Genomic DNA, 20,860 nt, shown 5'->3' on the forward strand with positions numbered 1-20,860 from the left:
AAATCCATGCGGATGCCGGGCGCGGGTCGGTGCGTTCTTGCCCTCGGGCGACCACCTATGGAGTCATGACTTCGCTGCGAGAGCGGTTCGACGACTCCGACGCGTTCAGGCGCGGCGTCCTCGGCGCCGTCTCCGGCGGCCTCGCCGGCGTGGTGCTCACGCTCCTCGGCGCGTCGACGGTCGGCGACTACCTCATCGCCATCTTCGTCGGGTGCGTCACGTTCGTCGCCCTCTGGTTGCTGGTGAACTGAACCGAACGACCGCTACGGCCGGTCCTCGCCGGCGGCCACCGCTCCGCCGTCGCCGCCATCGCCGTCGTCGATTTCGTCCAGTACGCGCGCGTGGAACTCACGCAGCACCTCGCTCTCGTCCTCGGCGAGCACTACGTCGCTGGCGGTGAGCGTCGCGAGGCCGAACGCGCGCGGCGTGGGGGAGTCGACGTTCCGCGCGACGACGTTGATATCGCCCGCTCGGACGTCGCCGAGCACGTCCTTCACGGCGGCGACGTTCAGCTTGTCCTCCAGAATCTCCCGGTAGGTCTCCTCCATCACTGCGAAGGAGTCGAGCCCCTGCGCGAACGACAGCAGCATTTCGGAAGAGACCTGCTGTTGGGCCGCGGTCTTCTCGTAGCCCTTGTAGCGCTTCAGAATCATTAGAGAGCGCGCGGCGTTGATGCGGAAGTAGCGCTTCAGCAGGTCGGTGCCGTCGATTGCGGCGCGCAGGTCCGCGTCCACGTCCGCGGGGTCGATGTCGCGGAGGACGGCCTCGACGTCCACCTTCCGGTTCAGCGGCATGGAGACGCAGAAGCCGTTGTCCGCGACGGCCACCTGCACGTTTGCGTTCGACCGCTGGGCGCAGCGGTAGGCGACGAGGCGCGAGAGACCGTCGTTGAACCGCCGCCCGTAGTTCGAGTGGACGTAGAAGTGCCGGCGGTACGCCGCGCGGTCCAACTGCACCTCCACGACGAGTCGGTCGTCGGTGGCGACGCTCTCGGCGCCGGCGTAGCGCACCTGCTCGTCGAACATCCGGGTGACCGCCCGGACGCTGTTCTCGTCCATCGGGTACTCCCGGAGCCACGTCCGCACGCCGGGCGCGCCGCCCGCCTCCAGTCGTTCGAGCAGGTCCCCCTGGAACGCGGCTATCTCGCGGCCGAGGTCGTAGGAGAGGGGCAGGCGCTCGGAGAACCACGACGGCACCGTCGGTCGGTCGCTCGTCCGGTCGACGTGCACCTTCGACCCGCGGCGGTACCGGTAGGCGAAGCGGTCGCCGCCGAGGACGAACACGTCGCCCTTCTCCAAGGTGTCGAGGTAGTTTTCGTCCAACTGGCCGACCCACTCCTCGCCCCCCCGCGTCACCACGTCGCAGGTAAAGGAGTCGGGGATGGTGCCGATGTTCGTCATGTAGATGACGCGCGCCATCCGCCCGCGCTTGCCGAGGAGGTGCTCACCGACGTCGTACTCGGGGTAGTGGTGCTCGCCGTCGGGCGCGTCGTTCGTGTCGCGCCACACCTTCGCGTAGACGTTCTTCTCTTCGAGGCCTTCGTAGTCGGCCGTCAGGTACGAGAGAAGCCGCTCCCACTCGGCGTCCGAGAAGTCCCGGTAGGGGTACGCCCGCCGGAGCGTCGCCAGCACGTCCTCCTCGCGCCGAACGGCGTTGATGGCCATACCGTAGACCTGCTGTGCGGCCACGTCCTGGGCGTTCTCGGGGACGAACACCCGGTCGACAAATCCTTCTTCGGCTTTCTTCAGCATCACCGCGCACTCGACCAACTCGTCCCTGTCGAGGGCGATGACCCTCCCCTCGACCGTCTGGCCGAGTCGGTGGCCCGCGCGTCCGACCCGCTGGAGCAGCGAGGCGACAGATTTCGGCGACCCGACCTGCACCACGAGGTCGATGTGCGGCATGTCGATGCCGAGTTCGAGGCTCGTGGAGGTGGTCACCACGTCCAACTCGCCGGCCTTCAGTTGGGATTCTATCTCCCCCCTCCGCTCCTTCGAGAGGCTGCCGTGGTGACACCCCGAGTTCGTCTCATCGTAGCCGTCGTACTCCTCTCGCAGGTTGTGCAGCACCCGTTCGGCGCCCGACCGCGTGTTCGTGAACACCAGCGTGTTCGTGTGCGAGCGGACGAGTTCGTCCAGTCGGTCGTAGAACCCCTCCTGCACGACGTCGCGCGGCGTGTCGATGAGGTCGTCCGTCGGACACTCCAACCGCACGTCGAAGTCGCGGACGAAGCGCGTGTCGACGATTTCGTAGTCGCGCACCTCGCCGGCGTCGTCGCGCCCCACCAGAAACTCCGCCATCGTCGACAGCGGTTCGACCGTCGCCGAGCAGCCGATTCTGGTCGGGGAGGACTCGCACATCTCCTCCAATCGCTCCAAGGACACCGACAGGTGCGTCCCGCGCTTGTTCTCCGCGAGGCTGTGAATCTCGTCGACGACGACGTATTCGACCGTCCTGAGCTTCTCTTTGAACTTCGGCGAATTGAGGAGGATGGCGAGCGTCTCCGGCGTCGTGTTGAGGATGTGCGGCGTCGTCTCCAGCATCTTTTGGCGCTCGGAACTCTCGGTGTCGCCGTGGCGGATGGCGTGGCGGACGCGCACCTCCTCGCCGCGTTCGCCCATCCGCTCGGCGATACCCTCCAGCGGTTCGGTGAGGTTCCGGTGGATGTCGTTGGCCAGCGACTTCAGCGGCGAGACGTACAGGCAGTAAACGGAGTTCTCCAGGCCCTCCTCGCGCTCTCGGTCCCTGCGGAAGAGGTCGTTGAGGATGGCCGTGAAGGAGGCGAGCGTCTTGCCGGACCCGGTGGGCGCGCAGACGAGGGCGTTCTCCCCCTTGTCGATGAGCGGGATGCCCTCGCGCTGGGGCGGGGTGAAGAAGCCGCCGTTGCCGCCGACGTAGCGTCCGAACTGGTCGACCCACCACTCTCTCACCGTCGGTTCCAACCGGTCGAGGACGTCCTCGTCGGCCAGCGGTACGGTTTCGGGGTCGAACGCGAAGGGGTCGTCCTCGTCGGCCGCCCGCGACGCCGCCTCGCGGAGGAGGTGTCGGCCACCGCTACTCATTGGTTGCAGTGAGGGGCGCGCCTGTAAGTGGGTTGCGCCCGCGCCCGCGTGCGACTCCCCGACGGCCCGCCGACCGGCGCGGTCCGCGGCCGACGGACGCCGCCAACTTATACCCGCGCCGCTTACGGCGACTATGCGCGTCACGTTCCTCGGCACCGGTAGCGCGATGCCCTCTCCCGACCGGGCGCAGACGGGCCTCCTCGTCGAGTCCGGCGACCGCTCGCTCCTCGTCGACTGCGGCAGCGGCGTCCTCTCCCGCCTCGCCGGCACCGAGACGGGCTACGAGGGCGTCGGGACGGTCCTGCTCACCCACCACCACCTCGACCACGTCTCGGACCTCCTCCCCCTGTTGAAGGCGCGGTGGCTGGCGGGCGAGATGCACCTGGAAGTCGTCGGCCCAGTTGGCACGAAACGGCACCTCGACGGCCTCCTCGACGTCTACGACTACATGCAGAACCGCGTCGACCTGCAGGTCAGAGAGGTCGCGGCCGGGTCGTTCTCGGTCGGCGGGTTCGACGTGGAGGCGACGGAGACGCGCCACTCCGTGAACTGTCTGGCCTACCGGTTCGCGGGCGGCGACGAGGGGGGCGGAGGCGACTTCGTCTTCTCCGGCGACTCGGAGGCGTTCGAGGGCCTCGCCAACTTCGCGGACGGCGCGGCCGTCCTCGCGCACGACTGCTCGTTTCCCGACGAGGTGGACGTCTCGAACCACCCAACGCCCTCGCAGTTGGGCGCCGCCCTCGCCGGCCGCGATATCGGCCGCGTCTACCTGACGCACCTCTACCCGCACACCGAGGGGCGACACGAGGAGATGCTCGAATCGGTCGCGCGAGGGTACGACGGCGACGTGCGCTTCGCGCGCGACGGTCTCCGAATCGACATCTGAACGGTTCGACCCGCCGACTCAGCCGCGAATCACGGTCCCCGCGTCCTCGCCGGCCAGAAAGTCCGCGAGGGCGTCGGGACCGAACACGTGCGCCGGCGCGCCGAGGTCGAGGAGTGCGCGCACCTTCGCGGCCATCCCGCCCGTCACGTCCGTCGCGTCGCTGCCGCCCAACACGTCGCTGACGTCCTCGAACGCCGTTATCTCGGGAATCACCGCGCCGTCGTCGTCGAGGACGCCCGGCACCGTCGAGCACAGTCCCACGCGGTCGGCGTCGAGGCCGCGCGCCAGCGTCGTCACGAGTTCGTCGCCGCTCAGCACCGTCGCGCCCGCGCCGGCGTGGGTCACCATGTCGGCCTGTACGACCGGGACGAACCCCTCCGCCAGCATCGTCGCCACCGGGTCGAGGGGAAGCGAGAGACGGGCCTCCGAGTCCCGCGTCGCCGCCGAGAGCGGGTGAACCGGAAGGGCGTCGACGCCCGCCCCGTGAAGCCGGGTCACCACGGCGTCGTTCAGTCGTCGCATCGCGTCGTGGACGGCGAACGCCGCCTCGGCGTCGCGCGTGCCGTCGGTGTCGCTGACGCCGTGTCTCGCGGCGTGGTGGTGTCCGAAGCTCCCGCCGCCGTGGACGAGAACGAGGCGCGGGGCGTCCGCCCCGCCGTTACCGGCACCGAGCGCCTCGGCTATCGCCCCGACGGCGTCGTCGAGAGCGTCGTCGTCGACGGTCTCGGGGGCGGACTTGTCGGTGACGACGCTCCCGCCGAGTTTGAGAACGGTCGTGGTCGTCATCGCTCCTCCACTCTGACTCCGCCGCGCGCGAGTTCGGCGCGGAACGACTCCTCGCACTCCGGCGTGAATCGGAGGGCCGTCTCCGTCTCCTCCGTCCGGTCGAGGGCGACGATACAGCCGCCGCCGCCCGCGCCGGTGAGTTTCGCGCCGTGGGCGCCGGCCTCGCGGGCCGACCAGACCATGTTGTCCAGCGAACGCGAGGAGACGCCGAGCGCCTCCAAGAGACCGTGGTCGAAGTCCATCAGGCGGCCGAGTTCGGCCAGCACCGACTCCGGCGGGTCGTCCGTCGGGTCGGCCGCCGCGAGCACCGACTCGCCCGTCCTGACCACGTCGCCGATGCTCTCGACGGTGTCGGCCGCGAAGTCGTACTTCTCGCGGAGCGACCGGACGCCGGCGACGAGTTCCCCCGTATCACCCGCGCCGCCGTCGAAGCCGACGACGAACGGGAGGTTCGGCGCGTCGATGCGCCGGCAGTCGTCCCCCTCGACGCGGACGGCGCCGCCGACCGCACAGCAGAACGTATCCGCGCGGGAGGCCTGCCCGTCCTGCACGTCGTGCTCCGCGCGGTAGGCGCGTTCGGCGAGTTCTTCGGGATCCAAGGGTGCGCCGAGTTCGCGCGTCGCGGCGTCGATGCCGGCGACGACGACGGCCGCCGAGGAGCCGAGTCCCGCGCCGAGGGGGATGTCGCTCTCGACGGTCACGTCGAACCCGGCGTCCGGGGCGTCGGCGGCGTCTCTGGCCTGTTCGACGGCCGCGGCGACGTAGGCGATGCCGGCCTCGACGAGGCCCTTCGCCACGTTCACGTCGGGTCGGTCGTCGCCGTCGCCGCCGTACTCGACGGTGAACCCGTCGAGGCTCAGGTCGGGCGCGGTGACCCGGACCCGGTCGTCCTCGCGCGTCTCGACGGAGACGGTCGCCCGGCGTTCGATGGCGCAGGGAACCGCCGGTTCGCCGTAGACGACTGCGTGCTCCCCGAACAGGTACACCTTCCCGGGGGCGCTCGAAACGGTCATGTCCGAGGATTCCCCGGACGGCGCTTAAGGCTGTCCGACCGTCGGCACTCGGCGGGCCGGAGGCGGGTTGCGAAAGAAAGCGTGTCGAACCGCGGTCGCGGCCGCGAGCGGCCGGCGAAACGAGGCTTACTCCTCGTCTTCTTCGTAGTCGTGCTCGCTCTCGTCGTCCTCGTCGAGGGCGGCGTCGTTGTCGTCCGCGTCCGCGCCCGTCTCCTCGTCGTCGACGATGTTCGTCGCCGCCTCGTCGTTCGAGTCCGTGTCGAGGGCGGCGTCGTGACCGTCGTCGTCCGACTCGGAGAGGTCGTCGAGTTCGGCCAGTTCGTCGTCGCCGCTCATCAGCTTCTTCGCGACGATGAGCGCTCCCAAGAGGACGAGAGCCACGAGGATGCTGCTCTTGCTGCGACCCGACGAACCGGTGTCGTCGGCGTCGGCGTCGATATCGGCGTCGGCGTCGGTGTCGTCCTCGCCGACGACGTCGACCGCGTCTTCGGCTTCGTCGACCGCCTCGGCGGCGTCGTCCGCGTCGCCGACGGAGACGTCGGTGAGGTCGTCGAGTTCGGCCAACTCGTCGATGTCGTCGCCGCTCAGCACCTTCTTTCCGATGGCGAGGGCAGCGAGGAGGAGCAGTCCGGCGACGGTGCTCCCCTTGCCGCGTCCCGACGAACCGGCGTCGTCGTCGGCCTCGACGTCGTCGAGTTCGTCCTCGACGTCGACCTCCGCTTCCTCGTCGTCCTCGACGGCGTCGGCGTCCTCGGCGTCACCGCCGATGACGTCGATGGACTGGAACAGACCGTCGCCGTCCGCTTCGTCGGCTTCGGTGGCCTCCTCGGCCAGATTTCGGATGATGCCCGGAGCCGAGTTCGACGCGTTGAAACTGGGCTCGTGCAGATTTATCTCGAAGAGCGTGAACGATTTGTCTCCCATAGCACTCACAGTACGCCGACGAGCGGAATAATCGTTGTGCCCGGTCGAACAGAACGAACCGACGGGAAGAACGAAGGGAAATAGGCGAAAGAGCCACCCAGCGGTCCGGAACTGACTGAAATCGGGCATCACCCTCGGTTTCGGTGCTTTGAGGTGCGAACTGACCGTCGCCTCCCGCATGGACGAAGAGCGACGCACGTTTCTGACCGACCTGCTGAGCGCGCCGAGTCCCTCCGGGTTCGAGACGGCGGGCCAGCGGGTGTGGATGTCGTACGTCGAGGAGTTCGCCGACGAGATGCGCGTCGACGCCTACGGCAACGCCGTGGCCGTCCACGAGGGCGACGCGGACGCCGCCGAAATCGCGTTCACGGGGCACGCCGACGAAATCGGCTACATCGTCCGCGACGTGACCGACGACGGCTTTCTCCGCATCGAGGCCATCGGCGGCGCGGACCGCACCGTCTCGAAGGGCCAGCACGTCACGGTGTACGCCGAGAACGGGGAGGTGCCGGGCGTCGTCGGCCAGACGGCCATCCACCTGCGCGAGACCGGGGACGAGGAGCACGAGGACCTCACCGAACAGTTCGTCGATGTGGGCGCGACGAGCGAGGCGGAGGCGCGCGAACTCGTCGAGGTCGGCGACCCGCTCACCGTCCAGACGCGCATCCGGGACCTGCACGGCACCCGGACGGCCGCCCGCGGGATGGACAACCGCGTCGGGACGTGGGCCGCGGCGGAGGCCCTGCGGCACGCCGTCGAGGCGGACGTCGACGCGACGGTGTACGCCGTCAGCACGGTGCAGGAGGAACTCGGCGTGCAGGGGGCGAAGATGGTCAGCTACGACCTCAACCCCGACGCCGCCGTCGCCATCGACGTGACGCACGCGACGGACAACCCCGACGTGTCGGGCAAGCGCCGCGGCCCCGTCGAACTCGGCGAGGGGCCGGTCGTCACGCGGGGGAGCGCGAACCACCCCGCCGTCGTCGAACTCGCCCGCGACGCCGCCGACGGTGCGGACGTAGACGTGCAGTTGCAGGCCGCGGGCATCAGAACGGGCACCGACGCCGACGCGTTCTACACCTCCCGAAGCGGCATCCCCTCCCTCAACGTCGGCATCCCGAACCGCTACATGCACACGCCCGTCGAAGTCGTCGACACCGAGGACCTAGACGGGGTGTCGACGCTGCTCGGAGCGATGGCCGAACGCGCCGCGGACGCCGCGCCGTTCGCCGTCGATATCTGACCGGTCCGGTGCGAACCGGAGTGCGAATCCCGTCACGACGGCCGTCGGCGTGACGTACACCACCGAGGTTCACCCTCGCACGTCCGTTAGCGCGAAAGAAAACCGTTAAAAGTCGCGGAAGGGTGATTTGGGGTATGGCTGGAACTATCGAAGTGCTCGTTCCCGGCGGGGAGGCCAACCCCGGTCCGCCGCTCGGACCGGAACTCGGCCCGACGCCGGTGAACGTGCAGGACGTCGTGCAGGAGATAAACGACCAGACCGACGCGTTCGACGGCATGGAAGTGCCCGTCACGGTCGAGTACGACGACGACGGGTCGTTCTCCATCTCGGTCGGCGTCCCGCCGACGGCCGAACTCATCAAGGACGAGGCCGGATTCGAGACCGGTTCCGGCGAACCCCAGAAGAACTTCGTCGCGGACCTGAGCTTCGACCAGGTGAAGAAAATCGCCGAGCAGAAGTCCTCGGACCTCCTCTCGTACGACACGAAGAACGCCGCCAAAGAGGTCGTCGGGACCTGCACCTCCCTCGGCGTCACCATCGAGGGGAACAACCCCCGCGAGTTCAAAAAGCGCATCGACGACGGCGAGTACGACGACCAACTCGCCGCGTAAACCGCTCGTCGACCGCTCCGGGGACGACTCCCTTCTTCGAATTCGTTTCGACCCCCCGTCGGAGCGAAGCGTCCGGCCGTCGAGACTACGGACCGGAATGTGCCTCCGTCACACGGAAACGCCGCGTAGCGGGCGAATACCGGATTTCTGCGGAAGCGGCTTCGACGGACTTAAGGGCGCCATCCCCATTCCTTCCGACGAGGCAGGCAGACGCCTGTTTCACTGACCCGTAGGAGCAATCCTGCGTACTACGGAGGTGAATAATGGCAGATACGATAGTTGAAGCAGTCTCTCGCGCACTTGACGAGGCGCCGCAGCGGAACTTCCGCGAAACGGTCGACCTCGCTATCAACCTGCGCGACCTTGACCTAAACGACCCGTCGAAGCGTGTCGACGAGAGCATCGTGCTCCCGGCCGGCACCGGACAGGAGACGCAGATTGTCGTCTTCGCGACCGGCGAAACCGCACTCCAAGCAGAGGACGTTGCCGACCAAGTGATGGACGGTAACGACCTCGAAGACCTCGGAGACGATTCGGACGCCGCGAAGGACCTCGCCGACGAAACGGACTTCTTCGTCGCCGAGGCCGACATGATGCAAGATATCGGCCGCTACCTCGGGACCGTCCTCGGTCCTCGCGGTAAGATGCCGACGCCGCTCCAACCCGACGACGACGTGGTCGAAGTGGTGAATCGCATGAAGAACACGGTCCAACTCCGCAGTCGTGACCGCCGGACGTTCCACACCCGCGTGGGTGCCGAGGACATGTCCGCCGACGAAATCGCGGAGAACATCGACGTCATCGTGCGCCGCCTCGAGGCGACGCTCGAGAAGGGCCCCCTCAACATCGACGGGGTCTTCGTGAAGACGACGATGGGGCCATCGGTAGAGGTCGAAGCATGAGCGAGAGCGAGAGCGTCCGCAAGACCGAAACCATCCCCGAGTGGAAGCGCATCGAGGTCGGTGAGCTCACCGAGTTCCTCGAAGAGTACCAGTCCGTCGGCGTCGTCAGCGTCACCGGCATCCCGAGCCGCCAGCTTCAGAGCATGCGGCGGGAACTGCACGGCAGCGCCGCGCTTCGGATGAGCCGTAACACGCTCCTGACGCGCGCGCTGGAGGACGTGAACGACGGCCTCGAACAGCTGACCGAGTTCGTCTACGGACAGGTCGCCTTGGTCGGGACGAACGACAACCCGTTCGGCCTGTACAAGGAGCTCGAAGCCTCGAAGACTCCCGCACCCATCAACGCGGGCGAGGTCGCTCCGAACGACGTCGTCATCCCCGAAGGTGACACCGGCGTCGACCCCGGTCCGTTCGTCGGCGAACTCCAACAGGTGGGGGCGTCGGCCCGCATCATGGACGGCTCCATCAAGGTCACCGAGGACTCCCACGTGCTCGACGAGGGCGAGGTCGTCTCCGAGGAGCTCGCCAACGTGCTCGCGGAACTCGGTATCGAACCGAAGGAGGTCGGTCTCGACCTCCGCGGCGTCTACTCCGAGGGCGTCCTGTTCGAGCCCGACGAACTCGCCATCGACGTCGACGAATACCGCGCGGACATCCAGTCCGCCGCGGCGGGCGCCCGCAACCTCTCGGTCAACGCGGGCTACCCGACGGCGCAGACCGCGCCCACCATGCTCGCGAAAGCCGCCGGCGAGGCGAAGGCCCTCGGCCTGTTCGCCGCCATCGAGGACCCCGAACTCGTTCCGGACCTCATCGCCAAGGCCGACGCGCAGCTCCGTACGCTTGCGGCGCAGATCGACGACGAGGAGGCCCTCCCCGAGGAGCTCCGCGGCGTCGAGACGCCCGAGCCGGCGGCCGACTCCGCCGACAAGGCGGACGACGACGAATCGACTGACGAAGACACGGAAGCCGACGCCGACGACACCGACGCTGACGACGATGAAGACGACGACAGCGACGGTGCCGACGGCCTCGGCGCGATGTTCGGATAATCAACGAGGAACACAACAATGGAATACGTTTACGCAGCTCTCATCCTGAACGAATCGGGCGAAGAGATCAACGAAGACAACGTCACCGCGGTGCTCGACGCCGCCGGTGTGGACGTCGAGGAATCCCGCGTCAAGGCGCTCGTCGCCGCGCTGGAGGACGTCGACATCGAGGAGGCCGTCGACACGGCCGCCGCCGCTCCCGCGCCCGCCGCGGGCGGTAGCTCGGGTGGCGAGGTCGAGACGTCCGACGACGACGAGGACGAGGACGAGGGTGGCGACGAGGACGCCGCCGCCGACGAGGACGACGAGGAAGAAGAGGACGAGTCCTCCGGCGAGGGCCTCGGCGAACTCTTCGGCTAACGCCGGAGTTCCCACGTCCGTCCGGACGTCGCGCCTCGAATCGTCAGTACATCCCGCATTTTTCTGGAACCCGACCCGCGAGCGGTCGCTCCGCGCCGACGGCTCGACTCCCGCACCGAGGCGACGAACGTTCAAGTACCATCGAGCGGCCAGCACGCGCAGATGGTCGCACCGCCCCCGTCCGCCGACGCCGCCCTCCTGACCCTCGGGTTCGTCGCGGGCGGAATCTGTCTCGGCACCGCGAGCGGGCTGATTCCCGGCCTCCACGTCAACGCCCTCGCCCTCCTGCTGGCGGCCGCCGCGCCGACGCTTCCCGGACCGCCGGCGGCGGTGGGCGCGGCCGTCCTCGCGGCGGGCGTCGTCCACACCTTCCTCGACGTCGTCCCCGCCCTCGTCCTCGGCGTCCCCGACGCGGCGACGGCGGCCGGGTCGCTGCCGGGCCACCGCCTCGTCCTCGCCGGGCGCGGGAAGGAGGCGCTCCGGCTCTCTGCTCTCGGAAGCGGCGCCGCCGTCGCCGTCGCGGTGCCGCTGTCGCTCCCCCTGTCGACGCTCGTCGCGGCCGGGCGCACGGAGTTGAACGCGGCGCTCCCGTTCCTGCTCGCCGCCGTCGTCTGTCTGCTCGTCGCCGCCGAACCGACGTGGCGCCGGCGACTCGCGGCCGTCGGCTGTTTCGGCCTCGCGGCGGCGCTCGGATTTCTCGCGCTCGACGCGCCGACGGCGGGGGCGCTCGTCCCGGACGCGGCCGCGTCGATGCTGGCGCCGCTGTTCGCCGGCCTGTTCGGGGCGCCGGTGCTCGTGGACGCGCTCTCCGGTCGCGGGGCGATACCGCCGCAGGTCGAGCGGGGAGTCGCCCTCCCTCCCCGGACGACGCTCCGCGCGGCGCTGTCGGGCGTCGGCGGCGGGGCACTCGTGGGGTATCTCCCCGGCGTCTCCGCGGGCGTGGCGACGGTGCTTGCGCTCGGCGGCGTCGGCGGGGAGACGGGAGCGGAGGCGACCCCGCACGGGGGGCGAGAGCGCACCGACCGCGCGTACGTCGTGGCGACCAGCGGCGCCGACACCGCGACGGCCGTCTTCGCGGCGACGGCGCTGACCGTCCTCGGCGACGAGCGCAGCGGCGTCGCCGTCGCCCTCTCAGCCGTCGGCGGCGGCGGGTCGCCGTTCGGGTCCGTCCCGGCGCTCGCCGTCGTCGTCTTCGCGGCGGGCGTCGGAACGGCGCTCGTCCCCCTCGCCGGCGACCGCTATCTCGCCGCGGTCGGTCGGCTCCCCCATCGGCCGCTCTCGCTCGCCGTCCTCGTCCTGCTGTGGGTGCTCTCGGCCGGATTCGCCGGGTGGCCCGGTCTGTGCGCGTTCGCCGTCGCGGCGCTGGTCGGCCTCGCGCCGCCGCGTCTCGGCGTCCGGCGCGTCCACCTGATGGGGGTGTTGCTAGCGCCCGTCGCGGTCGGGTCGCTCGGATAGCTCCGAAAAGACAATCGTTAAAAGTCGCCACCGGGTTGGTATTCGTATGAGCCAATCCGACTCCGAGCAGCGACACGCCAGACAGTGCGTGTCCTGCGGCATCAACATCTCCGGCATGAGCGCCGCGACGTTCAGCTGTCCGGAGTGCGGCACCGAGATTTCGCGCTGTTCGAAGTGCCGAAAGCAGAGCAACCTCTACGAGTGTCCCGACTGCGGCTTCATGGGGCCGTAACGATGGGGAAGGTTGCAGCCAAGATGAAGGTCATGCCGAACAGCCCCGAAATCGACCTCGACGAACTTCAGGAGCGCCTGGAGAATTCGCTCCCCGAGGGCGCGAAGATAAACGGCTTCGAGCGCGACGACGTGGCGTTCGGCCTCGTCGCACTCCTCCCGACGGTTATCGTCCCCGACGACGCCGGCGGCACCGAGGCCGTCGAAGAGGCGTTCACGGGCGTCGAGGGCGTCGAGAGCGTCGCCGTCGAAAACGTCGGCCGCATCTGAGCCGCGGCGCGACACCCGTTCGGTTCGGACTTTTCAGTCGCTCAGTTCCACGGCCAGCAGGCCGGCCAGCGGCGAGACGACGAACCCGGCGCCGAGGGCGACGAAGAGGGGCAGGAGCGTGCTCCCGCCCAGCGCCCACGTGAGGGCGACGCCGACGACGGCGCCGAGGAAGATGGCCGCGGACAGACCTAGACCGAAGCGTTCGCCGAGGTGGCTCGGCACTCCGCCCACCCGCGGCGGGTCGACGGGGTCGGCGTCGTACTGCGTCACCTGCTCGTCCACGGTGCGCCTGCTGTCCCCTGCGGTGACTTCTTGAGCCATGTGCGGAGAGACGCTCGCTGAGAGCCTATCCTTTTAGCTCGTTCCCGGCGGCTGGGAACTCCGCCCCGTCGGACCGGTCAGAACGCGGCGTCGAACGCCGAATCGAGGTCCGCCTTCAGGTCGTCGACGTGTTCGACGCCGACCGAAACGCGGACGAGGCCGTCGGCGAGGCCGGCCGCGACGCGTTCCTCGCGCGGGATGGCCGCGTGCGTCATCGCCGCCGGCTGTTCGATGAGGCTCTCGACGCCGCCGAGGCTCTCCGCCAGCGTGAACACGTCCGTCTCGGAGACGACGCCGGAGGCCTGACTCAGCGAGCCGTCCACCTCGAAGGAGAGCATTCCCCCGAAATCGTCCATCTGCTCGGCGGCGAGTTCGTGCTGCGGGTGCGATTCGAGACCCGGGTAGTACACCCGGTCGACGCGCTCGTGGCCCTCCAACCACGCGGCGAGTTCGCGGGCGTTCTCGCAGTGGCGGTCCATGCGGACCGGGAGCGTCTTCGTCCCGCGGAGGACGAGAAAGCAGTCGAACGGCGACGGCGTCGCGCCGACGGCGTTCTGGTAGAAGCCGAACTCCTCGTCGAGGTCCTCGCTGTCGGTGACGAGGGCGCCGCCGACCACGTCCGAGTGGCCGCCGAGGTACTTCGTCAGCGAGTGGCTCACGACGTCGGCGCCGTGTTCGAGCGGTCGCTGGAGGTACGGCGTGGCGAACGTGTTGTCGACGGCGCAGAGCGCGTCGTGCTCGTGGGCGAGGTCCGCCAAGGCGCCGATGTCGTTGACGCGCATCAGTGGGTTCGTCGGCGTCTCGACCCACAGCAGGGCCGTCTCCTCGCGCATTGCCGCCGCGACGGCGTCGTGGTCGGTGGTGTCGACGAAGTCGAACGAGAGGTCGTACTTCTCGTACACCTGCGTGAAGATGCGGTGGGTGCCGCCGTACACGTCGTCGCCGGTGACGACGTGGTCGCCCGCTTCGAGGAGGTTCAACACGGTGTTGATCGAACCCATCCCCGAGGAGAACGCGCGGCCGTACTCGGCTCCTTCGAGCGATGCGAGGTTGGATTCGAGGTCCGTCCTGGTGGGGTTGCCCGTCCGCGAGTACTCGTAGCCGCGGTGCTCGCCCGGGCCGTCCTGTTCGTACGTCGAGTTGGCGTGGATGGGCGTCATCAGCGCGCCCGTCTCCTCGTCGGGGTCCTGTCCGGCGTGAATCGCGCGCGTCTCGATGCGTCGGTCGTCGCTGTCGTCCATGTCGGACCCCTCTCGGGCGACCGGCGTGACTCTTCCCCTTCGACCCACCCGCACCGCCCGCGCGGACCCCTCGCACGGCCGCGGAACAGGAACGTGCGTTTTATACCTCCGTCACCAGTAGACTGCCTCACGACTATGCCGAGCTCAAACGGTCCGCTTCACGGGACGCGAGGAAAACTCTCGAACGACCCCCGCGACCGGGGAACCTCCCCGCCGCAGCGCGCGATTCAGGAGTACGACGAGGGCCAGAAAGTCCACCTGAAAATCGACCCCAGCGTGCGCAAGGGCCGCTTCCACCCGCGCTTCAACGGCCACACGGGCGAAGTGGTCGGCAAGCAGGGTCGCGCGTTCAAAGTCGAAATCAACGACGGCGGCAAGGACAAGATCCTCGTCGTCCGTCCCGCCCACCTGCGCGCCCAGCAGTAACTCCCTCGCGATGACCATCTTCAAAGAGAAGGTACACGAGGAGTACCAGACCACGAGCGAGGTCAAAGACCTCCTCGAAGACGTCGAGGCCGAACGCGCCGCGGACGAAGAGCGCGAACTCCGGTACGAACTCGCTCGCGCCATCGAACACGTCAACCGCTTCGCCGTCCTCGACGCCGGGGAGTCGCGCGAACTCGTCGAGGAACTCCTCGAACTGGAGAAGGTGGACGAGAAGACCGCGTTCAAAATCGCGGACCTCCTGCCCCAGAGCCGGGACGAACTCCGCGCCGTCTACGCCCAGGAGCGCTACGCTCTGGACGGCGACGAACTCGACGACGTGTTGAACGTCGTCGCGAAGTACGTCTGATTCGACTCCGGGACTCCGGAACTTCGGCCGACCCGATTCGGGCGACGGCCCGAGGGCGGGCGACCCCGTCGGTCGTGCGTCCGCCGAAACGGCCAACTGTTTAAATACGCCCTCGGCGTATCGGATGACATGACGAGCGCTGAGAGCGGAGACGCCGACCCCGATTCGCCGGTCGACGAGACCGAGAGCGGCGCCGACGCCGAGGAGGAGGTACAGTACGCCATCGTCCTCGACCACCTCCCCCACGGACGGCCGGACGACGACCGTCCGCGGTACAAGAAGTCGCCGCTGGCGTACGCCCTCGGGGAGCGGAACTTTCGCCTCTTCGAGCTTCGGCTGACCGGGGACTCCGACACCTCCATCGGGGACAGGGTGGTGTTGTTCCCCGCCGAACGGCGCGAGGCGGTCGAAGAACTCCGCGAGGTGGAGTACGACGACCTCTCGAACACGGCCCACTCGGAGTTGGAGTACGTCGTCGAGGACATCGTCACCGAGAACGAGCGTCGCTTCGTCGACTTCTACAACGACGCCCAACCCATCACGCTCCGCCTCCACCAGTTGAACCTCCTGCCGGGCATCGGCAAGAAACTGCGGAACAACATCCTCGACGAACGGAAGCGCGGCCCGTTCGAGAGCTTCGAGGACGTCGAAGAGCGGGTCTCCGGACTCCACCACGCCCGCGACGTGCTGGTCGAACGCGTGATGGAGGAACTGCGCGACGACGACCTGAAGTACAAGACGTTCGTCGGCCGCGACGACTGAGCCCGGAGCCGGGACGTTTACACCCGCGCAGACGAAACCTCGGCCGATGACCGAGCCGCAGCCGGATACGCCGGAGGCCGCGGCGCGCCCCTCGCGCGACCCGGACCGACTGATCGAACGCGCGGGCCTGCGCGGCGACCCCGACCAGGACCAGCACTTTCTCGTCGACGACCGCGTTCTGGACCGAATCCCCGAGTACCTGCCACCGGACGCCGACACCTCGCACGTGCTCGAAGTGGGCGGCGGGACGGGCGCGCTGACCGACCGCCTGCTGGGCGTCGCAGAGCGCGTCACGGTGGTCGAACGCGATACGCGCCTCGCCGCCTTCCTCCGCGAGGAGTTCGCCGACGAGGTCGAATCGGGCCGGCTGACCGTGCTCGAAGGCGACGCGCTGGACGTCGACCTCCCCGAGTTCACCGCCTGCGTCTCGAATCTCCCCTACGGCATCTCTTCTGCGATAACGTTCAGACTCCTGCCCCGCGGCGTCCCCCTCGTCTTGATGTTCCAGAAGGAGTTCGGCGAGCGGATGGCCGCCGAGTCGGGGACGAGCGAGTACGGCCGCCTGTCGGTGAGCGCCCAGCACTACGGCGACGTCGAGGTGGTCGAAACCGTCCCGAAGGGTGCGTTCTCGCCCGCGCCGGCCGTCGACAGCGTCGTCGTTCGCGTGACCCCGCGCGACCCCGATTACGAGGTCGACGACGAGGCGTTCTTCCTCGACTTCGTGAAGGCGCTGTTCACCCAGCGACGAAAGACCATCCGCAACGGCATCCGCAACACGGCGCACATCTCCGGGCTGTCGAACCCCGAGGCCGTCGTCGAGGCGGCCGACGAGGAGACGCTCCGGAAGCGCGCGGGGAAGATGTCCCCGAGCGAGTTCGCCGCGCTGGCGGCGCTCGCCGACGAACACGGTCGATAGATGACCCCCGCGTCCCTCCTCGTTCCCCTGCAGAACGGCGCCTCCCCGCTGGACGAACTCGCCTCGCTCGTGCCGTCGTTCGCGGGGCGGGTGGCGGTCACCGGCGTCATCATCTTCCTCGTGACGGCGCTTCTGGCGCGCGGGGACCGGGTCCACGACTCCGACCCCGAGCACGTCCCGGCGGCGCTGTGGAGTCTGGCCGTGACGCTGACGACGATGTCCGTGACCGTCGGGGGCGCCGCCGTCATCGTCGGCGTCTGGGGACAGGCGACGCAGGTCGCGGAGGTGTTCGAGGGGTACAGCTTCGGCTACCGCTCGTTCGTCAATCTCGGACTCTCGATTCTCATCCTCGTCGGCGCGTACACGATGACGAGTCTCGTCCGCCGCCTCGTCGACGAGGTGACGGAGGCCCGGCCGGCGGTGAGCCAGCACCAACGCGAGATAGCCTATCGCCTCGCGCAGGTGTTCCTCTACGTCGTCGGCGTCGCCATGGTGCTCGCCCTCTGGAACGTCGACCTCGGGGGCATCCTCGTCGGCGCCGGGTTCCTCGGCATCGTCGTCGGGATGGCCGCCAGACAGACGCTCGGCGCGCTCTTGGCCGGGTTCGTCCTGATGTTCTCCCGTCCGTTCGAAATCGGCGACTGGGTCGAAGTGGGGGACCACGAGGGCATCGTCACCGACATCACCATCGTCAACACGCGCATCCAGACGTTCGACGGCGAGTACGTGATGGTGCCGAACGACGTGGTCTCCTCGGAGAGCCTCGTCAACCGCAGTCGGAAGGGACGGCTCCGCATCGAGGTGGATGTGGGCGCCGACTACGACGCGGACCCGAAGCGGGCGTCGGACGTGGCGCTCGAAGCCGTCGAGCAGTTGGACGAACCGCTGGGCGTCCCCACGCCGCAGGTGGTGCTGAAGCGGTTCGCCGACTCGGCCGTCGTGCTCGGCGTCCGCGTCTGGATCGACCGCCCCAGCGCGCGCCGCAAGTGGCGGACGCAGACGGCGGTCATCTCCGCCATCAAGGAGGCCTTCGAATCGGAGGGTATCAAGATACCCTACCCGCAACGCGAACTCATGGGCCGAGAGGAGGAGAACGGGTTCGTCGTCTCAGGCGGCGAGCGAGCGGCCGCCCCGCGGGACCCGAGTCCGGCACCGGACTCGCCGGCGGCGACGACCGACGGCGGGGACGGCGAGGAGAGCGCAGAGAGCGAAGGGAAGGAAGAGGCGGAGACGCCCGACGGCGAGGGCGGCGATTCCCCGGACGGTGAGGAGTCGTGACGGGACGCGACTTGGCCGAGCGTCGCGGCATGGAGACGAACGTCTATCAACCCGCCGAGGACTCCGCGCTCCTCGCGGAGGCCGTCGTCGACCGCGCGAGGGGTCGGTTTCTCGAAGTCGGCACCGGTTCGGGGTGGGTCGCCGAACGGGCCGCCCGCGAGGCGGACGTGACGGAAGTGGTCGCCAGCGACGTCAACCCCCACGCCTGCGAGAGCGCCCGCGAACGCGGCCGACGGGCGGCGGCCGAGGGACACCTCGGAATCGAGGCGGTGCGCGCGAACCTCGTGGACCCCTTCGCCGACGACGCGTTCGACACGGTGGCGTTCAACCCCCCCTACTTACCCACGGACCCCGACAACGAGTGGGACGACTGGATGGAGCAGGCGCTCTCGGGCGGTGAGACCGGTCGAAAGTTCCTCGACCCGTTCGTCGATAGCGTGGGCCGCGTCCTCGCCGACGGCGGGCGCGTCCTGCTCCTCGTCAGTTCGCTCACCGGGTACGACGAAGTCGTCGCCCGCGTCGAGTCGCGGGGATTCGCCCACGAGACGGTGGTGCAGGAGTCCTACCCGTTCGAGGTGTTGTCGGTGCTCGAACTAAAATAACCATAGGTAATAGAACGCATCAGCAAATATTAAGCGTCGGCATTTCGTAGCCGTGGCTGATGACCGAACTGGTAGCGACCTCGCCCGGGCTCTTTCCCCTCCCGGACTGGGCGAAGTCGGACCTCTCAGACCTCAAAGGGCACCAGAAGGACGACCTCATCTCCGGCGACGAGTCGGACGCCATCGTCGGCGTCTACGAGGAGGCGCGCGAGGAAGTCGTCTCGGACCAACTCGACGCGGGCCTCGACCGAGTGGTCGAAGGGCAACTCCGCTGGGACGACATGCTCGCGCACCCGCTGACCGTCCACGACAACGTCGAGACGGGCGGTATCGTCCGGTACTACGACAACAACAACTTCTATCGGGACCCCCGCGTCGTCGGCGAACTCGACTTCTCCGGCGACGTCGCCGCGGAACTGGAAGCCGCCGCGGACCTCGCGGGCGAGACGCCCCTGCAGGCCGTCCTCCCCGGTCCGTACTCGCTGGCCGAACTCGCCAGCGACGAGCACTACGGCGACGACGCCGAGTTCCTCTCGGCCGTCGGCGACTTCCTCGCCGGCGAGGTGGAGGCGTTCCCCGAACACGAGACGCTGTTCCTCCTCGACCCCTCCTTGGTGACGGACGCGCCCGGCGACGACGACATCGCCGAACTCGTCCCCGAGGCCATCGACGCCGTCGCGGGCGCGACGGACGCCGACGTGGTCGTCCACACCTACTGGGGCGCCATCGACGAGAAGACGTACGCGCACCTGATGGACGCCGACGTCGAGGCCATCGGCTTCGACTTCGTCGCCGGCGGCCGCGAGGAGACGCTGTACAACCTCAACGAGTACGGCGCGAAGGACGACGTGGCCCTCGGCCTCGCCGACGGTCAGAACACGCTGGTCGAAGACCCCGAGACCGTCCGCGAACGCGTCGACTGGGTGAACGGCCAGATTCAGGCCTCCGAGTTCGACACCGCCTACGTGACGACTAACACCGAACCGTTCTACCTGCCCGTGAACAAACACAAGGAGAAACTCGAAGCGTTGGCTGCGGCCGCCGACCTCGAATCGGAGGTGGAGGCGTAATGTCCCGGAACGCCGAGAACCGCGAGCAGTTCCGCCCGAACGGACTGGAGACCGACCACTTCCTGCTCACCACCGTCGTCGGAAGCTACCCCAAGCCGAAGTGGCTCAACCGCTCGAAGGAACTCGCGGCGGACGAGGATTCGAAGTTCGACGCCGATGACCTCGAAGAGGCGTACGACGACGCCTCGCGCGTCATCACGCACGAACACGAGAACGCCGGCCTCGACACCGTCGTCGACGGCGAGATGCGCCGCGAGGAGATGGTCGAGTACTTCGCCCACCGCATCCCCGGCTACGAGTTCAACGGCCCCGTGAAGGTGTGGGGGCACAACTACTTCGACAAGCCCTCCGTCGCGAGCGAGGTCGAGTACGACGAACCCTGGTTAGTGGACGAGTTCGAGTTCACCTCGGACGTCGCCGAAAAGCCCGTCAAAGTTCCCATCACGGGACCGTACACGCTCGCCCGTTGGTCGTTCAACGAGGCCTACGACACGGAGGCGGACCTCGCGTACGACCTCGCGGACCTCGTCAATCAGGAGGTCGAGAAGTTGGTCGAGGCGGGCGCGAAGTACGTCCAGATAGACGAACCCGCCCTCGCCACGACGCCGGACGACCACGCCATCGTCGGGGAGTGTCTCGAACGCATCGTCGACGGCATCCCCGAGGACGTCCGCATCGGTCTGCACGTCTGCTACGGGGACTACTCGCGCATCTACCCCGAGATAAACGAGTTCCCCATCGACGAGTTCGACGTGGAACTCTGCAACGGCGGCTACGAGCAGATAGACGTGTTCACCGACCCCGAGTTCGAACCGGACCTCGCCCTCGGCGTCGTCGACGTCCACACCGCCGAAGTCGAGTCCGTCGAGGAGATAAAGGAGAACATCCTCGAAGGACTCAAAGTCGTCCCGCCGGAGCGACTCACCGTCTCGCCGGACTGCGGCGTGAAACTCCTCCCCCGCGAAGTCGCATATCGGAAGATGGAGAACATGGTGAAAGCCGCCCGCGAAGTCGAGGCCGAACTCGACGCCGGCGAGATAGACGTCACCGCGCCGACGCCACGCGCGGACTGAACGCTTTCTCTC

At 68.4% G+C, this 20,860-nt stretch carries 24 protein-coding genes; 18 read left to right on the forward strand and 6 right to left on the reverse strand.

Translation table 11 applies throughout. The features are described from left to right. The first annotated feature begins 65 nt into the window (after nucleotides 1-65). Nucleotides 66-251 carry a hypothetical protein gene (locus NDI76_RS10730; protein ID WP_310924068.1) on the forward strand — a complete coding sequence of 62 codons (186 nt, stop codon included), beginning with the start codon at nucleotides 66-68 and terminating at the stop codon, nucleotides 249-251. 12 nt (nucleotides 252-263) lie between these two features. On the opposite strand, the gene NDI76_RS10735 is transcribed toward NDI76_RS10730, so the two are convergent. Beyond that, nucleotides 264-3,062, reverse strand: a complete 2,799-nt coding sequence (locus NDI76_RS10735) for an ATP-dependent helicase (RefSeq protein ID WP_310924069.1) — start codon at nucleotides 3,060-3,062, stop codon at nucleotides 264-266. Between the two features lie 133 nt (nucleotides 3,063-3,195). On the opposite strand from NDI76_RS10735, the gene NDI76_RS10740 reads away from it, so the two are divergent. Next, complete coding sequence (locus tag NDI76_RS10740; protein WP_310924070.1) at nucleotides 3,196-3,948, forward strand: MBL fold metallo-hydrolase; 753 nt, start codon at nucleotides 3,196-3,198, stop codon at nucleotides 3,946-3,948. A gap of 18 nt (nucleotides 3,949-3,966) precedes the next feature. On the opposite strand, the gene NDI76_RS10745 is transcribed toward NDI76_RS10740, so the two are convergent. From NDI76_RS10745 to NDI76_RS10755, 3 genes are all read right to left on the reverse strand, one after another. Beyond that, nucleotides 3,967-4,734: an isopentenyl phosphate kinase gene (locus tag NDI76_RS10745; RefSeq protein WP_310924071.1), complete on the reverse strand. Its 768-nt coding sequence runs from the start codon at nucleotides 4,732-4,734 to the stop codon at nucleotides 3,967-3,969. Then, nucleotides 4,731-5,747, reverse strand: coding sequence for a mevalonate kinase (gene mvk, locus NDI76_RS10750; RefSeq protein WP_310924072.1), 1,017 nt, complete (start codon nucleotides 5,745-5,747; stop codon nucleotides 4,731-4,733). The genes NDI76_RS10745 and mvk overlap by 4 nt, the downstream gene beginning before the upstream one ends. Before the next feature lie 126 nt (nucleotides 5,748-5,873). Then, entirely contained in the window at nucleotides 5,874-6,671 is a 798-nt protein-coding gene (locus NDI76_RS10755; RefSeq protein WP_310924073.1) for a hypothetical protein, read from the reverse strand. A gap of 178 nt (nucleotides 6,672-6,849) precedes the next feature. Here NDI76_RS10755 and NDI76_RS10760 point away from each other — a divergent pair, with 178 nt between their 5' ends. The 8 genes from NDI76_RS10760 (at nucleotide 6,850) to NDI76_RS10795 (ending at nucleotide 12,792) form a co-directional block, all read left to right on the forward strand. Beyond that, nucleotides 6,850-7,914 (forward strand): M28 family peptidase, encoded by a 1,065-nt coding sequence (locus NDI76_RS10760; protein WP_310924074.1) that lies wholly within the window; start codon nucleotides 6,850-6,852, stop codon nucleotides 7,912-7,914. 134 nt (nucleotides 7,915-8,048) lie between these two features. After that, nucleotides 8,049-8,525 (forward strand): 50S ribosomal protein L11, encoded by a 477-nt coding sequence (locus NDI76_RS10765; protein ID WP_310924075.1) that lies wholly within the window; start codon nucleotides 8,049-8,051, stop codon nucleotides 8,523-8,525. 263 nt (nucleotides 8,526-8,788) lie between these two features. Next, the gene (locus NDI76_RS10770; protein WP_310924077.1) at nucleotides 8,789-9,427 is read left to right on the forward strand and encodes a 50S ribosomal protein L1; all 639 of its coding nucleotides are present in this window, start codon (nucleotides 8,789-8,791) and stop codon (nucleotides 9,425-9,427) included. Then, a complete protein-coding gene (locus NDI76_RS10775) occupies nucleotides 9,424-10,476 on the forward strand; it encodes a 50S ribosomal protein L10 (RefSeq protein ID WP_310924078.1) in 1,053 nt (350 codons plus the stop codon). The genes NDI76_RS10770 and NDI76_RS10775 overlap by 4 nt, the downstream gene beginning before the upstream one ends. Nucleotides 10,477-10,494: 18 nt before the next feature. After that, nucleotides 10,495-10,836, forward strand: a complete 342-nt coding sequence (gene rpl12p / locus NDI76_RS10780; protein WP_310924079.1) for a 50S ribosomal protein P1 — start codon at nucleotides 10,495-10,497, stop codon at nucleotides 10,834-10,836. Nucleotides 10,837-10,998: 162 nt separating this feature from the next. Then, nucleotides 10,999-12,291, forward strand: a complete 1,293-nt coding sequence (locus NDI76_RS10785) for a tripartite tricarboxylate transporter permease (RefSeq protein ID WP_310924080.1) — start codon at nucleotides 10,999-11,001, stop codon at nucleotides 12,289-12,291. A 46-nt stretch (nucleotides 12,292-12,337) separates the two neighbouring features. After that, complete coding sequence (locus NDI76_RS10790; RefSeq protein ID WP_310924081.1) at nucleotides 12,338-12,523, forward strand: HVO_2753 family zinc finger protein; 186 nt, start codon at nucleotides 12,338-12,340, stop codon at nucleotides 12,521-12,523. Between the two features lie 2 nt (nucleotides 12,524-12,525). Then, nucleotides 12,526-12,792: an elongation factor 1-beta gene (locus tag NDI76_RS10795; RefSeq protein ID WP_310924082.1), complete on the forward strand. Its 267-nt coding sequence runs from the start codon at nucleotides 12,526-12,528 to the stop codon at nucleotides 12,790-12,792. Nucleotides 12,793-12,825: 33 nt separating this feature from the next. On the opposite strand, the gene NDI76_RS10800 is transcribed toward NDI76_RS10795, so the two are convergent. Both NDI76_RS10800 and NDI76_RS10805 read right to left on the reverse strand, forming a co-directional pair. Continuing rightward, nucleotides 12,826-13,113 (reverse strand): glycine zipper domain-containing protein, encoded by a 288-nt coding sequence (locus tag NDI76_RS10800; protein ID WP_310924083.1) that lies wholly within the window; start codon nucleotides 13,111-13,113, stop codon nucleotides 12,826-12,828. A 77-nt stretch (nucleotides 13,114-13,190) separates the two neighbouring features. Beyond that, on the reverse strand, nucleotides 13,191-14,354 hold the full coding sequence (locus NDI76_RS10805) for a cystathionine gamma-synthase (protein ID WP_310924084.1): 1,164 nt from the start codon (nucleotides 14,352-14,354) through the stop codon (nucleotides 13,191-13,193). 135 nt (nucleotides 14,355-14,489) lie between these two features. Here NDI76_RS10805 and NDI76_RS10810 point away from each other — a divergent pair, with 135 nt between their 5' ends. The 8 genes from NDI76_RS10810 to NDI76_RS10845 all read left to right on the forward strand — a co-directional run bounded on the left by NDI76_RS10810 (nucleotide 14,490) and on the right by NDI76_RS10845 (nucleotide 20,848). Further along, nucleotides 14,490-14,780, forward strand: coding sequence for a 50S ribosomal protein L21e (locus NDI76_RS10810; protein ID WP_310924085.1), 291 nt, complete (start codon nucleotides 14,490-14,492; stop codon nucleotides 14,778-14,780). Nucleotides 14,781-14,790: 10 nt separating this feature from the next. Further along, entirely contained in the window at nucleotides 14,791-15,147 is a 357-nt protein-coding gene (locus NDI76_RS10815; RefSeq protein ID WP_310924086.1) for an RNA polymerase Rpb4 family protein, read from the forward strand. 129 nt (nucleotides 15,148-15,276) lie between these two features. Continuing rightward, nucleotides 15,277-15,909, forward strand: coding sequence for a DUF655 domain-containing protein (locus NDI76_RS10820; RefSeq protein ID WP_310924088.1), 633 nt, complete (start codon nucleotides 15,277-15,279; stop codon nucleotides 15,907-15,909). Nucleotides 15,910-15,955: 46 nt separating this feature from the next. Then, on the forward strand, nucleotides 15,956-16,825 hold the full coding sequence (locus tag NDI76_RS10825; RefSeq protein WP_310924089.1) for a 16S ribosomal RNA methyltransferase A: 870 nt from the start codon (nucleotides 15,956-15,958) through the stop codon (nucleotides 16,823-16,825). Then, entirely contained in the window at nucleotides 16,826-18,103 is a 1,278-nt protein-coding gene (locus NDI76_RS10830; protein ID WP_310924090.1) for a mechanosensitive ion channel family protein, read from the forward strand. Continuing rightward, the gene (locus NDI76_RS10835; protein WP_310924091.1) at nucleotides 18,100-18,705 is read left to right on the forward strand and encodes a HemK2/MTQ2 family protein methyltransferase; all 606 of its coding nucleotides are present in this window, start codon (nucleotides 18,100-18,102) and stop codon (nucleotides 18,703-18,705) included. The genes NDI76_RS10830 and NDI76_RS10835 overlap by 4 nt, the downstream gene beginning before the upstream one ends. A gap of 59 nt (nucleotides 18,706-18,764) precedes the next feature. Then, complete coding sequence (locus NDI76_RS10840) at nucleotides 18,765-19,775, forward strand: 5-methyltetrahydropteroyltriglutamate--homocysteine methyltransferase (RefSeq protein ID WP_310924092.1); 1,011 nt, start codon at nucleotides 18,765-18,767, stop codon at nucleotides 19,773-19,775. Further along, nucleotides 19,775-20,848 (forward strand): methionine synthase, encoded by a 1,074-nt coding sequence (locus NDI76_RS10845; protein ID WP_310924093.1) that lies wholly within the window; start codon nucleotides 19,775-19,777, stop codon nucleotides 20,846-20,848. Before NDI76_RS10840 ends, NDI76_RS10845 begins: the two co-directional genes overlap by 1 nt. Nucleotides 20,849-20,860 lie beyond the last annotated feature (12 nt).

The organism is Halogeometricum sp. S1BR25-6 (genome assembly GCF_031624495.1).
Classification (GTDB): Archaea; Halobacteriota; Halobacteria; order Halobacteriales; family Haloferacaceae; genus Halogeometricum; species Halogeometricum salsisoli.